This is a genomic window from Pontibacter sp. E15-1, from assembly GCF_022601975.1.
In the GTDB taxonomy this organism is placed as follows: Bacteria; Bacteroidota; Bacteroidia; order Cytophagales; family Hymenobacteraceae; genus Pontibacter.
The window spans coordinates 18223-31390 of record NZ_JAKVIR010000037.1 but is presented as its reverse complement, the minus strand read 5'-3'; the positions used below and the strand labels follow the sequence as shown (position 1 = coordinate 31390).

The 13168-nt window shown below is 55.1% G+C and carries 11 protein-coding genes; 8 read left to right on the top strand and 3 right to left on the bottom strand.

The genetic code is table 11. From position 1 onward, the window contains the following. Positions 1 to 68: 68 nt before the first annotated feature. Both MKJ04_RS20780 and MKJ04_RS20775 read right to left on the bottom strand, forming a co-directional pair. Positions 69 to 1409, bottom strand: coding sequence for a glycoside hydrolase family 2 TIM barrel-domain containing protein (locus MKJ04_RS20780; RefSeq protein WP_241643822.1), 1341 nt, complete (start codon positions 1407 to 1409; stop codon positions 69 to 71). A 103-nt stretch (positions 1410 to 1512) separates the two neighbouring features. After that, positions 1513 to 1893 (bottom strand): SRPBCC domain-containing protein, encoded by a 381-nt coding sequence (locus MKJ04_RS20775; protein ID WP_241643821.1) that lies wholly within the window; start codon positions 1891 to 1893, stop codon positions 1513 to 1515. Between the two features lie 473 nt (positions 1894 to 2366). On the opposite strand from MKJ04_RS20775, the gene MKJ04_RS20770 reads away from it, so the two are divergent. The 7 genes from MKJ04_RS20770 to proB all read left to right on the top strand — a co-directional run bounded on the left by MKJ04_RS20770 (position 2367) and on the right by proB (position 11422). Continuing rightward, a complete protein-coding gene (locus MKJ04_RS20770) occupies positions 2367 to 3731 on the top strand; it encodes a vanadium-dependent haloperoxidase (protein WP_241643820.1) in 1365 nt (454 codons plus the stop codon). Positions 3732 to 4371: 640 nt separating this feature from the next. Next, positions 4372 to 5001 carry a DUF1684 domain-containing protein gene (locus tag MKJ04_RS20765; protein WP_241643819.1) on the top strand — a complete coding sequence of 210 codons (630 nt, stop codon included), beginning with the start codon at positions 4372 to 4374 and terminating at the stop codon, positions 4999 to 5001. Between the two features lie 237 nt (positions 5002 to 5238). Continuing rightward, positions 5239 to 7659, top strand: coding sequence for a phenylalanine--tRNA ligase subunit beta (gene pheT, locus MKJ04_RS20760; RefSeq protein ID WP_241643818.1), 2421 nt, complete (start codon positions 5239 to 5241; stop codon positions 7657 to 7659). Positions 7660 to 7663: 4 nt separating this feature from the next. Next, positions 7664 to 7960 carry a hypothetical protein gene (locus MKJ04_RS20755; protein WP_241643816.1) on the top strand — a complete coding sequence of 99 codons (297 nt, stop codon included), beginning with the start codon at positions 7664 to 7666 and terminating at the stop codon, positions 7958 to 7960. Positions 7961 to 8040: 80 nt separating this feature from the next. After that, complete coding sequence (locus MKJ04_RS20750) at positions 8041 to 8331, top strand: cell division protein ZapA (RefSeq protein ID WP_241643814.1); 291 nt, start codon at positions 8041 to 8043, stop codon at positions 8329 to 8331. Between the two features lie 108 nt (positions 8332 to 8439). Continuing rightward, complete coding sequence (rny, locus tag MKJ04_RS20745) at positions 8440 to 10038, top strand: ribonuclease Y (protein WP_241643812.1); 1599 nt, start codon at positions 8440 to 8442, stop codon at positions 10036 to 10038. A 286-nt stretch (positions 10039 to 10324) separates the two neighbouring features. Beyond that, positions 10325 to 11422, top strand: coding sequence for a glutamate 5-kinase (proB, locus tag MKJ04_RS20740; protein WP_241643811.1), 1098 nt, complete (start codon positions 10325 to 10327; stop codon positions 11420 to 11422). A 60-nt stretch (positions 11423 to 11482) separates the two neighbouring features. On the opposite strand, the gene MKJ04_RS20735 is transcribed toward proB, so the two are convergent. Next, the gene (locus tag MKJ04_RS20735; protein ID WP_241643810.1) at positions 11483 to 11956 is read right to left on the bottom strand and encodes a Dps family protein; all 474 of its coding nucleotides are present in this window, start codon (positions 11954 to 11956) and stop codon (positions 11483 to 11485) included. Between the two features lie 177 nt (positions 11957 to 12133). Between MKJ04_RS20735 and MKJ04_RS20730 the strand changes: the two genes are divergently transcribed. Then, positions 12134 to 13081 (top strand): hydrogen peroxide-inducible genes activator, encoded by a 948-nt coding sequence (locus MKJ04_RS20730; protein ID WP_241643809.1) that lies wholly within the window; start codon positions 12134 to 12136, stop codon positions 13079 to 13081. Positions 13082 to 13168 lie beyond the last annotated feature (87 nt).

Genomic DNA, 13168 nt, shown 5'->3' with positions numbered 1-13168 from the left:
GCTCTTCCTGAAATGCCCGCGAACCAGTGCGCGCGCCTGGCCCCAAGCCGATTGTGCCGGGGTATGGGCTACTTTTTTACGAAAAACGGGATGTTGGCTGTGGCTACATTGTCGTTCCCGTCGGTGGCATATATAAACAGCCGATAAGCACCCTCTTGCGCGGGCACGTTCAGGTCCGCTTTGCCGGATCCGGTATCGTGCACGCGGTTGGGTATGGGCTGGGGTCTGTTCTCGCGGTCGCCGCCCTCTTTCAGGTCCGTGCTTTCGGGCAGCAGCTCGTAGCGATACGTCAGTTGGTCTTTGTCCGGGTCGCTCACGTCGGCCTTCACCTTGTAGTCTTTGCCGGGTTGCAGGTAGATGTTGTCGGTGGCTTTTTTGCCGTCCAGCACAAACGAGGCGAGGTGCGGGGCGCGGTTTTGGGGCCAGTTGCCCGTCCAGAGGTACTGCATCATGTCCACTACCTCCGACTCTTTGCCGTCTTCCGTGAAGAGGCCATACCAGGTGGGCGTGCGCTCCTGCTTTTGCCCCCACAGAAACACGTAAGAGCCGATGCACTGCGCCTTGTCCTGCCCCATGGAGGCTTCGTAACGGCTTTTGTACACGGCTGCCTTCTCGCTGCTCGTCTCTTCCACCGCTGCGCCCCAGGGTGTTTGAGGGCTTTCCCAGTGGCCGGTGGGGCCCCACTCCGTGATCATGTATGGCCCGGTCCAGCCAAACTCCCGCACGCGCTGTGGCACCTCGGGCAGCCCCCCGTACGCGTTTACCGCCAGAATGTCCAGCGCCGGCACGCTCTCCTTTATATACTCCATCTCCAGCTTGTTAATGCCGGCCAGCATGGTGCTGGTAGGGTGGTTCGGGTCCACTTCGTGGATCATGGCGGCGATATCGTTCACGGCGTTCCATACCAGCGGGTTGGTATAGCTCAGGTTCAGCTCGTTGCCGATGCCCCAGATCAGCAGGGCCGGGTGGTCCTTATACTTCAAGACCTCTTTGCGGAGCTCCGTCAGTTGCTGGGTCACCGCCTCCGGGTCATCGTAGTCGAAGCCGTGGCGCTCGCGGCCCACCTCCAGGCCCAGCGTCACGGTTAGCCCGTTGCGGTACGCCTCGTCCAGCACCTCCTGGGCGTTGTCGGTGCTCCAGGTGCGGATGGAGTTGCCGCCGTAGGCCGCCAGCTGGCTCAGGTACCGGCTGCCGCCCGCCCCTTTGATGTAGTAGGGCTCGCCGCCCCGGTAAAGGGTATACTGCCCATTTTGCTGCCGGACCTCCACTTGCACAGGCTCGCTGGGGATTGCCGCGGTTTGCTCGACAGGCTGCTCCGTTTCTGGGGCGTTGGTTTTGCTGCCGGAGCAGGCCTGTGCCCACGTGCCGATGAGCAACAGCGCGACGGCTTTGGAAATGGCGTTCTTCATATTTGCTGCAAGGTTATGGTTTCGCCATAGGGCGATAAAATGAATACTTGCACAGCCCGGGAAGGTTGTGTATGAGCGTGTTGCTGGCGGGCGTGCGCGAAAGCTAATCCTCGTAAAACTCGATCAGGGAGGCGAAGTAGCTGTTGTCCCAGCCGTCCTGTATGTCCTCGAAATCCTCGTCCGGGATGTTGAGGTGCCGCAGCTCGGCCGAGGTGCCGTATTTGTGGGGGTGCAGCTTGATGGTGACGATGGAGGGCGCTGCCTGATCCCCGAAATACCACTGCTGCACGATCATCTTCCCTTCTTCGAACTCCAGGTTTTTGCCCACAATGCTGCCATCCCAGAGCGAGAACTCCGTGCCGGGCTCCGCCGACATCTCTGCCTTGTCGCCCGTCCAGGCCTGCAGCGTGAGCGGGTGCGTCAAGGCGAGGTATACCTCCTCCGGGGCCGCCGGTATGATGTAGTATTTCTTAAAGTCTTTCATGTATGAGATGCGTTTTTGGCAAAGGTAAGGGTTTGGTTGGTTTGTAGGCACAAGCGGGCGGGCCGATAGGGCAAAAGCCTGGTTGGCACCAGCCACGCAGCGCTTTGTAGGGGTGAGCCGGGACAGGCAACGGCTACGGCCGCGTTTGACATTGCTGCGCAGTTTTGTTAGTTTCACGGTGAGGCCAGGCATCCAAGGCCCGGCTGCTTGCATGGCGCTTGCCTGGTAGTAGCGCCTTTTAGGGGAAATGGAATTTCATTGGCTACAAGTGTGTTGGGGAGATGTTGCGGTAACACAAGCCACAGCGCTCCGCTGGCCGCTGCAGGATTTTCGGCAGCAACCGGAACTAGTATGATTTTCGCATTTGTTTGGAATTAGTTTTCATATTTCTTTAACTTCCGGGCTGACGCTCCCGGCTACTGACCGGACGCGACCTGATCGTGGAGTCGTTTTCTCAAAAAACCTAATTGTATATGCTGAAACAGATACTTTACTGCACCTTTTTCCTGGCTCTTGTAGGTATGGGAGGCTGCAAGCAGGCCGCCACGCCCGAAGAGTACAAGCTGAAAGCCGCTGACCCTGCGCTGTTTCATAACGCGTCGGATCAGCTCACCACCTACATCATCCACGATATTTTCAAGCCGCCGGTAGCCAGCCGCATTTATGTGTACACCAACCTGGCCGCTTACGAAACACTGCGTCAGGACCATCCTGCCTACGAATCGCTGGCGGGCAAACTCAACGGCTTCGATGCAGTGCCGGCGCCTGAAAAGGGCGCGGAGTACTGCTTCCCGCTGGCGAGCATCATTTCGTACACCACCGTGAGCGAGGCGCTGATCGTGTCTGCCATCGAAATGGAGGACTACCGGAAGAAGGTATACCAGCAGTATGTGGAGATGGGGATTCCAGAGGAGGTGCTGGAGCGCTCCGTGGCGTATGGCGAGCAGGTGGCACAGCACGTGCTGGCCTATGCCGGCAAGGACAATTACAAAGAGACGCGGGCACTGATGCGCTATACCTTCACCGATGAGCCGGGCTCTTACCAGCCGACCCCCCCGAACTACGCCGCCGCCTGCGAGCCGCAGTGGAACGCCATTCGGGTGCTCACCCTGGACTCCTGCAACCAGTTCACGCCGAAACCGGCGGCCAAGTATAGCCTCGAGCCAGAAAGCGAGTTCTACAAGCTGGTGCAGCAGGTATACGACCTCTCGAATGGCCTGACGCAGGAGCAAAAAGAGATCGCCTATTTCTGGGACGACAATGCGGTGGTGACCAACGTGAAAGGCCATATCTCTTACACCGACAAAAAAATGACGCCTCCGGGCCACTGGCTGGCAATAGTAGGGACGCTGTCGAAAAAGCAGGACCTGGACATGATGAAGGCAGTGCAGGCGTATACCTTCACCTCCATTGCCCTCTACGAGGGGTTTATCGCCTGCTGGGATGAGAAATACCGCAGCGCGCGCATCCGCCCGGTTACGGTCATCAACGAGCACATCGACCCGGACTGGCAGCCCTTCCTCGAAACGCCTCCGTTTCCGGAGTACGTGAGCGGGCATAGCGCCATCTCCGCCGCCGCCGGCACCGTGCTGATTCACCTGTTCGGCGAGAATGTTGCCTTCACCGACTCTACCGAGTATGCGTATGGGCATGGCGTGCGCTCCTTCAAATCCATAAAAGACGCCTATATGGAAACCTCCATCAGCCGGGTATATGGCGGCATCCACTACTGGGACGGCTCTTTTGAGGGCACCGCGCAGGGCGAGCAGGTAGGCGAGTGGGTATGGGCCAGGATTGGCGATACCAGCAAGAAAGAAGCGGCAGTAGCCCAGAAATAACCCGGAAGAATTTTCCTGGAACCATAAAAAACGAAGAGGCTATCTGATAAACGGATGGCCTCTCCGTTTTTAGTTGTTCTAATAGTTATTTTTTGTCCCCCTTTGAAGGGGATAGGGGGATGAAAATCTTTCAGAAGCTCTATACACCTCTAGCTGCTAAAATTAGCTTTAAAGTATAATGCTTTAAACGATTGCTCTAAATCACGTAATCATCCCCCTGTCTCCTTCAAAAGGGGGACTTTTCTGCTATCTTAATCCATTATACTGGCGCCCCGAAAGCTTTCGGGGTGTCTTAAAATGATGTCGAGTCTGTGACTCGACTGGGCCAGAGGCCCAATTATTCCTACACGCGCGAGACGCGAGCGAAGGCAAACTCTGAATGCCCCCGGGAGGTTAAGCTGATGCTACTAGCTACCAAGATCCTTTCAGGATGACAAAATGGGAGTATGAAACCGCCCTGCGTCTAAGGTGGGAAAGGGGCAGGTTAATCCTCCCCAAAAAAAGCTCTTTCATTTAGAGTCGCTTTGAGCCTATTCCCAAACTTTATCGCTAACAAAAAGGATTTCCATACCATACTCCCAATTTCCGCTGCGCCCTCCCCAAAAAATTGCGACCTTTGCCGAAACAGGAACCGAATACTATGCAACGACCTCTCAGGCTGATTATACTTGCCGGCATTGCGCTGGTGCTTTTCTACTTTGTGCAGGAGACCTTCTTCAACGACGACAACTACATCAAGCCGTTGCTGCAGGAGCGCAAAGCCAAAGACCTGACCTTCCGGAGCCGCGCCAACAGCCCCTTGCCCGACGAGGCCCGCCGCAGCTTTAAGAACCTGTCCTATTTTGAGCCTGACATGGAGTATGCCATCACGGCTAAACTGGAGAAACTCCCGCAGCAGGATACCCTCGAGCTCCCACTGACCGACGGCAGCACCGAGGCCTATCTGCGCTATGCCACTGCCTCGTTTGAGGTAGCGGGGCAGCCCCAGCAACTCACCCTGTATAAGCAGGCGGCGCCGGAGGCAGGCAAGGAACCGCAGCTGTTTGTGCCCTTCACCGACAAGACCAACGGCTACGACACGTATGGCGGCGGCCGCTACCTGGATATACCGTTCGAGGAAAACGCCACAACCGTGGTGCTGGACTTTAACCGTGCCTATAGCCCCTTCTGCGCCTTCAATCCCGATTATGTGTGCCCGGTGCCCCCCAAAGACAACCGCCTGGATGTGGCCATACCGGCAGGCGAGAAGGGGTATGAGGAAGCGCATTAGTTTTAGAAACAGGACGTTCGGCACAAGACGAATGGTGCGTGTCTATAAAGAAGATTCTCCTACAAATGAATCGTGGGTTAGCTTGTGAATACATGCCGGCCTTCACCTGACGTATTCATGTAAAAAAGTCTTAAGTCTTGTATACTGATACGTGTGCCTCCTAAAATTTTAATTCTTAATTTTGAAGAATGTATGCTTCCGATGCGGAGGCTTTGATGTAAAGAGACAAAAAACGATATGCTGATTTCATTCGACTGGCTGAAACAACTGATTCATATAGACAAAGGTGCTGAAGAGGTGGGCGCCCTGCTGACGGGCTCTGGCCTGGAGGTAGAGGGCATCGAAACATTTGACCTGGTGCAGGGCGGCCTGGAAGGCATCGTCATCGGGGAAGTGCTGACCTGCGAGCGCCACCCGGACGCAGACCGGCTGAACATCACGACCGTGGATATCGGCACGGGCACACCTACCCAGATCGTGTGCGGCGCGCCAAATGTGGCCGCTGGCCAGAAAGTAGTAGTGGCTACCGTGAACAGCACCTTATACCCAACCGGAGGCGAGGCCTTCAAGATCAAAAAGTCCAAAATTCGCGGAGCCGTTTCGGAGGGTATGATCTGCGCTGAGGATGAAATCGGGATTGGCCAGTCGCATGCCGGCATCATGGTGCTCGACACGGATTTGGCGAACGGCACGCCTGCCGCCGCGTTCTTCGGTTTGGGCTCCGACAAAGTGTTTGAGATTGGGCTGACGCCGAACCGGGCCGATGCTGCCTCGCACTTCGGGGTGGCCCGCGACCTGCAGGCCCTGACCGATGCGAAAGCCATACTGCCTTCGGTAGACGATTTCAAGGTAAGCCATACCTCCCGCCCGATCGCGGTGGAAGTAGAGAATAACGAGGCATGCCCGCGCTACGCCGGTGTTACGGTGTCGGGCCTGAAAGTGGGTCCATCGCCGGAGTGGATGCAAAAACGCCTGCGCGCCATCGGCCTCTCGCCAATCAACAATGTGGTGGACGTGACCAACTACGTGCTCCACGAACTGGGCCAGCCGCTCCATGCTTTTGATACCGATAAAATAAAAGGCGGAAAGATCATCGTGAAGACCGTGGCGGCAGGCACCGTTTTCAAGACGCTGGACGGCGTGGAGCGCAAGCTGCAGGCCGCCGACCTGATGATTTGCGACACTGATGGCCCGATGGCCATTGGCGGTGTGTTTGGCGGTGAGGAGTCGGGCGTGTCCGACGAAACCACCAGCATCTTCATCGAGAGCGCCTATTTCTCTCCTGACTGGGTGCGCCGCACGGGTATGGGCCACGGCCTCAAGACCGATGCCTCGTTCCGCTTCGAGCGCGGCACCGACCCCAACATGGTGATCACGGCCCTGAAGCGCGCGGCGCTGCTGGTGCAGGAGGTTGCCGGCGGCGAGGTGTCCTCTGAGATTGTGGATGTATACCCTGTTCCGGTGCAAAACCACGAGGTGTCGCTCAGCATTGCGCGGGCGCATACCCTCATCGGGCAGCACATCGGCGCAGAGCGCATCAAAACCATCCTGACGGATCTGGGAATCGAGATAACCAATGAAACGGAAACGCACCTGCAGCTGTCGGTGCCGCCGTTTAAGGTGGATGTAACGCGTGAGGCCGATGTGGTGGAGGAGATCCTGCGCATCTATGGCTTCAACAACATTGCCATGAGCGAAAGCCTGTCCACGACCTACCTGGCGAAGTTTCCGCGGCCTTACGCCGAGAACGTGACCGAGGCCATCTCGAACTATATCGCCGACAACGGATACCATGAGATCATCACCAACTCCATCACCAACTCCAATTATTATACCCCTGCCGGAGAGGCGGAGGTAGCGGGGCTGGTGCGGGTGGTCAACTATAACTCCGAGGACCTGGACGTGCTGCGCAAGAGCATGGTGTTCTCGGGTCTGGAGGTGCTGCGCCGCAATATCAACCGCCGCCAGCGCGACCTGAAGCTGTTTGAGCTGGGCAAGGTGTATGAGAAGCTGGCCGACGGCAGCACGAAAGAGAGCCGTAAACTGGCCCTGTACATGGCGGGCAACGTAACGGCCGAGAGCTGGAAGCAACCCAGCCACAAATCCGCCTTCCACGACCTGGCAGGCGTGGTGCAGAACGTGCTGCGCAAGCTGAACGCAGGCGATTTTGAGGTGCAGCCGCTACAAGCCAACCACTACCTGCGCCAGGGAGTCGCCTATACCCGGAACGGGACCGTTATCGCGGAGCTTGGCCCGCTGGACGCCGGGGTTGCCCGCTATATGGAGGTGAAGGAACAGGTATGGTATGCCGAGCTGAACTGGGATTACCTGCTGAAGAAGTATAAAGACAACCTGGTGGCGGCAGAACTGCCGAAGTTTCCGGAAGTGCGCCGCGACTTGTCGCTGGTACTGGATAAAAATGTTACCTTCGATCAGATCAGGCAAATCGCCTTCCGGACGGAGCGCAAGCTGCTGCAAGGCCTGAGCGTGTTTGACGTGTATGAGGGCGATAAGATCGAGGCGGGCAAGAAGGCCTATGCCATCAGCTTCACGCTGCAGGACAGGCAGCAGACCCTGACCGACAAGGTGATCGACGCCACCATGAACCGCCTGATGCAGCAATTCGAGAAACAATTGGGAGCTTTAATCCGCAAATAGTGTTATGGCTAAGGAAAAGCAGTTACAACAACTCCGGCACATAGAAGACAGGGTGCGCAAGCTCGTGGCCCGCTACACCGATGTGCAGCAGAAGCTGGCGGCTGCCCACGAGGAAATAGAATTCCTGGAGGGGCTGGTCAATGAAAAAGACCAGCAAATAAAAAATTTTCAAAATCAGGAGAATATCGTTAAAATTGTAGACACGATAGCAGGAAACCCTGCAAATTCGACGGAGTTAAAGCTCAAGCTAAACGAATATATCAGAGAAATTGATAAGTGTATCGCTTATCTACAGGACTAAGCAACAGCATGTAAGGGGTGTTCAGCACCCCACGACTATGAAGGCACCTGAGAAAGCATAACCCTTAAAAAACGCAACGGATGGGTGAATTGTCGATCAAGATTCGCATCGCGGAACGCGAGTATCCGATGCGGGTGAAGGAAGAGGAAGAAGAAAGAATAAGGGTTGTTGGAAAGATTCTGAACGAGCGCCTGCGCTTTTTCAAGGATCAGTTCGGCCTGCAGGACAAGCAGGATCTTTTGGCCCTGGTCGCTTTTGAGACCATGGTGGACAAGGTGAAGCTGGAGGAGGAGAAAGACTCTCACGGCACGGACATTGGCCAACAGCTTTCTGTTCTGGAAGATATCTTATCATCAGTAAACCTGAAGTAGGCCCACGCGCCACGCAGGCTGAACACGTTTTTCGTTAGGGCTACCAGCCATACCCGTCTTTTGCAGGCACTGCTAGGTGTTTTTATTCATCAATAAAAGCTAATAGTTATGCCCGACATCCTTTATATTTTGTTAACGGCCCTCGTAGCGCTTGCCATAGGCGTGTACATTGGCCGTTCGCTGCTGCAAAAAGTCTATAAGCAGCAGGAAGAAGACGCCCGCCAACGTGCCAAGAGCATCATCCGCGAAGCCGAGCTGAATGCCGACAGCCTCAAGAAAGACCGTATTCTTGAAGCCAAGGAGAAATACCTGAAGATGAAGTCTGACTTCGACGAGGATACGAACAAGAAGAAGACCATCATCATCCAGAACGAGAACAAGGTAAAGCAGCGCGAGCAACTGGCCAACAAGCAGATTGAGCAGGCCAAGCGCCTGGAGGCCGAGCTGCAGAAAGAGAAAGACGGCCTGAACGCCCAACTCGACAAAGAGAAAGAGCACCTGAGCATCCAGCAGGAGCAGTTGAAAAAGCGCAAGGAGGAGGTAGAGACCAAGCACAACGAGATTGTGGGCCAACTGGAGCGCATAGCAGGCTTGACGGCCTCTGAGGCACGCGAGCAACTGGTGGAGGCCCTTAAAAGCGAGGCGCAGACACAGGCATCCTCCCATATCAAAGACATCGTGGCGGGAGCCAAACTGACGGCTACCAAAGAGGCGAAGAAGATCGTGATTGAAACGATCCAGCGCACCGCCGCAGAGCACGCCATCGAGAACTGTGTATCGGTGTTCAACATCGAGAGCGACGATATCAAAGGAAAGATCATCGGTCGTGAAGGACGTAATATTCGTGCGTTAGAGGCTGCCACAGGTGTGGAGATCATTGTGGATGACACGCCGGAGGCGATCATTATCTCTGGTTTCGACCCGGTTCGCCGCGAGATTGCGCGTCTGTCGTTGCACCGCCTGGTGGCTGACGGCCGTATCCACCCGGCCCGCATTGAGGAGGTGGTAGCCAAAACCCGCAAAAACATTGATGAGGAGATTGTGGAGATCGGTGAGCGCACCGCCATCGACCTCGGGATTCACGGATTGCACCCGGAACTGATCAAGATGGTGGGCCGCATGCGTTTCCGCTCGTCTTACGGCCAGAACCTGCTGCAGCACTCACGCGAGGTAGCTAACCTTTGTGCCACGATGGCGGCAGAGCTTGGCCTGAACGTGAAGCACGCGAAACGCGCCGGTCTGTTGCACGATATTGGCAAGGTAACGCCGGATGAGCCGGAACTTCCGCACGCCATTATCGGTATGGAGCTGGCCAAGAAATACAAAGAGCATCCGGACGTATGCAACGCCATCGGTGCCCACCACGACGAGGTGGAAATGACCGCCATGGTATCGCCGCTGGTGCAGGCCTGCGATGCGATCTCTGGCTCAAGACCAGGCGCACGCCGGGAGATCATGGAGTCATACATCAAGCGTCTGAAGGAGCTGGAAGAAACGGCAATTTCGTTTGAAGGTGTGAACCAGTGCTACGCCATACAGGCTGGCCGCGAGCTGCGCGTGATGGTGGATGCCGACAACGTATCCGATGAAAAAGCATCGCAGCTGTCGTACGACATCTCGCAGAAGATAGAAAAAGAAATGCAGTACCCGGGCCAGATCAAGATCACGGTTATCCGGGAAATGCGCGCCATCAGCTACGCCAAGTAGAATCTGATATATAAATTAAGGTGAAGTCGCCTGCTGCAATTTGTGGCAGGCGGCTTTGTTTTATACCTCTATGTGCTTCGCAAAATTAATAATTAGAAATTAAGAATTAGAAATGAGGCATAAAAGACTTTTCTATTCATATAAAAACAAACACTAATTCTAGTGATTAAACTGGTCGAGTGCTTAGCGCGCCTTGCGCTTTAATCCCTTTTATAATTGCTCTTTAAATTACCTTTGATTTAAAATTTTACCCTTAAATTGGGTTTGGTTAACGAAGTAACACTGTATGGCCTTAGCCTATAAAAGAATCATAATTAAGATAGGGTCTAATGTGCTGACGCTGGATAACGGCATGCCAGACCTGGCCCGGATCGAGCACCTGGTAGATCAGATTGCTGGAATAAAGAAACAAGGGAAAGAGGTCATCCTGGTGTCTTCCGGGGCGGTGGCGTCGGGGAGGAGCCTGGTGCAGGTGTCGGAGAAGGCTGATGCGGTGGCAAGCCGACAATTGCTGGCGGCGGTCGGCCAGGTAAAGCTCATCAACACCTACTCGGAGCTGTTCGGCAGGCATGGGCTTGCCTGCGCCCAGGTGCTGGTCACGAAAGAGGACTTCCGCGACCGGCTGCACTACCAGAACATGAAAAACTGCTTCCGGATGCTGCTCCAGCATGATATTATCCCGGTGATAAACGAGAACGACGTGGTATCGGTAACAGAGCTGATGTTTACCGACAACGATGAGCTCGCAGGGCTGGTCGCCTCGATGCTGGATGCCGATGGCCTGATCATCCTGTCCAACGTGGACGGCATCTACAACGGTAACCCGAAAGACGCCGGTTCAGAGGTGATCCAGGAGATTGACCACGCCGCCACCGGGCTTTCCTCGTTCATTACCACGCAGCGATCGCAGTTTGGCCGGGGCGGCATGCTGACCAAGAGCCACATGGCGCGCAGGGTGGCGCAGTTGGGTATAGCCGTGCACATTGCCAATGGCAAAACCGAGAACATACTGCCGCGGCTGCTGGAAGAATCGGTTGTGAACACCCGCTTTATACCCAAGCAGGCGGCCTCCGGCAAAAAGAAATGGCTGGCGCACAACGAGAATTACGCCAAAGGCATCGTGCGGATAAACCAGGGAGCAAAGGAAGCGCTGTTCTCCTCCAAAGCCAGCAGCCTGCTGCCTGTCGGGGTAACCGGCGTCAGCGGGGAGTTTCTGAAGGGCGATGTGGTGAAGCTGCTGGATGAGAACGAGGCACTGCTGGGGCTTGGCATCGCAGAGTATGGCTCAGACAAAGCACAGGAGCGCATCGGGCAAAAAAACCAGAAGCCGCTCGTGCATTACGATTACCTGTTTCTATACCCCGAAAGCGGAGTTAGCTCATAAAAAAGCACCCACAGCGTGTGCAGGTGCTTTTAGGTTGTAGCTTATTTACTACTTGTTTTCTTAGCTCAGGAAGGCATTCAGCATCCAAAGGGTTTTCTCGTTTTCGTTGATATCCTCACTGATCAGACCCACCGTGCCCTCATCGCCTGTCTCGGCGGCGAGGCGCAGAATCTCGCGCTCCAAGTCGAGCAGGGTGCTTAGGTTCTGATGTGTTACGTTTACGGTTTCTTTGTCTGCGCTCAGGTTCCCAGCCTCCTGGATCCGGGAGACACGCAGGTAGTCTGAAAAGGTATGAAGTGGCTGTTGCCCGATCGTGAGAATTCGCTCCGCAATCACGTCGATCTGGGTGAGGGCCGCGGTGTACAGCTCCTCAAACTTGGCGTGCAGCTGGAAAAAATGTATCCCCTTGATATTCCAATGGAAGCCGCGCAGGTTTTGATAGTATAAATGGTAGTTGGCCAGCAGCTCGTTCAGTTTTTCTGCCACCTGCTGGCTATCAGCTTTCTGAAGTCCGATGTTCGTTAGCTTTTCCATAGTTACTTCTCTGTTTAATTAAGTTGGCTGTACAAATATCACTATGACATATATATATAAATCAGATTGATAAAATTTATGTTTATATAAACTGATTCTATTTGATAACTTTGAGGTTGAGGAGAAAATAGCAGCAATGGCTTTCGCCTGATTATCATACGCACAGTCACCAGAGAAATGACACTTGTACAGTTAGAATATGTGGTGGCCGTAGACACCTACCGCCATTTTGCCACGGCCGCAGAACACTGTTTCGTGACGCAGCCCACCTTGAGCATGCAGTTACAGAAGCTGGAGGAGGAGATGGGCGTGCAGGTTTTTGACCGCAGCCGGGTGCCGGTGCGTCCCACAGAATTGGGCAAGGACATCATCGCTCAGGCGCGGGTAGTGCTGGCCGAGGCGAAGAAGGTGCAGGAAATCGTGCAGGACCAAAAGCAGAAGCTGAGCGGCGAGCTGCGGATCGGTGTTATCCCGACATTGGCCCCCTACCTAATTCCTTTGTTCATCACGGGCTTTATGCAGCGTTACACCGATGTGAGGGTGGTGGTGCAGGAACTGCTGACCGACCAGATTGTGGAATACCTGAACCATGAGCAGCTGGACGTGGGGCTGCTGGTGACACCGCTCGAGAACAAGTCAATAAAAGAGCTTCCGCTGTTTTACGAAGCCTTCGTGGCATATATAAATCCGTCGCACGCTTTGGCAAACGCTGAGACCATACACCCCAGCCAACTGGACCTGGATGCGCTGTGGGTACTGAACGAGGGCCACTGTTTCAGCAGCCAGGTACTGAACATCTGCAACCGGGGCGGGTATAGCGGCGGGTCCGGCGACAAAGGGCACTTCGACTATAAAAGCGGCTCGCTCGAGACACTGAAGCGCATTGTGGAGACACAGCACGGCCTCACGCTGCTGCCCGAGCTGTCGGTGCTGGAGTTGCCCGAGGAGAAGCGCCTGCTGGTGCGCCCCTTCGAAGCGCCGCAGCCCTTGCGCGAGGTAAGCCTTGCCGTGCACCGGAGCTTTTTGAAGAAAAAGCTGATTGAGGCACTACGGAAAGAAATCATAGCCGCCATACCTGAGCAGATCAGAAACAGGAAAAAGGACCAGGTAGTGCCGGTGGTCTAAAACACTTGGGTTTATATATAACGTGCTGGTTTTTGGGGTGTAGCTGCCTGGCTATACATAGGGTAGTGCGGCTGTTTCGGATTTATT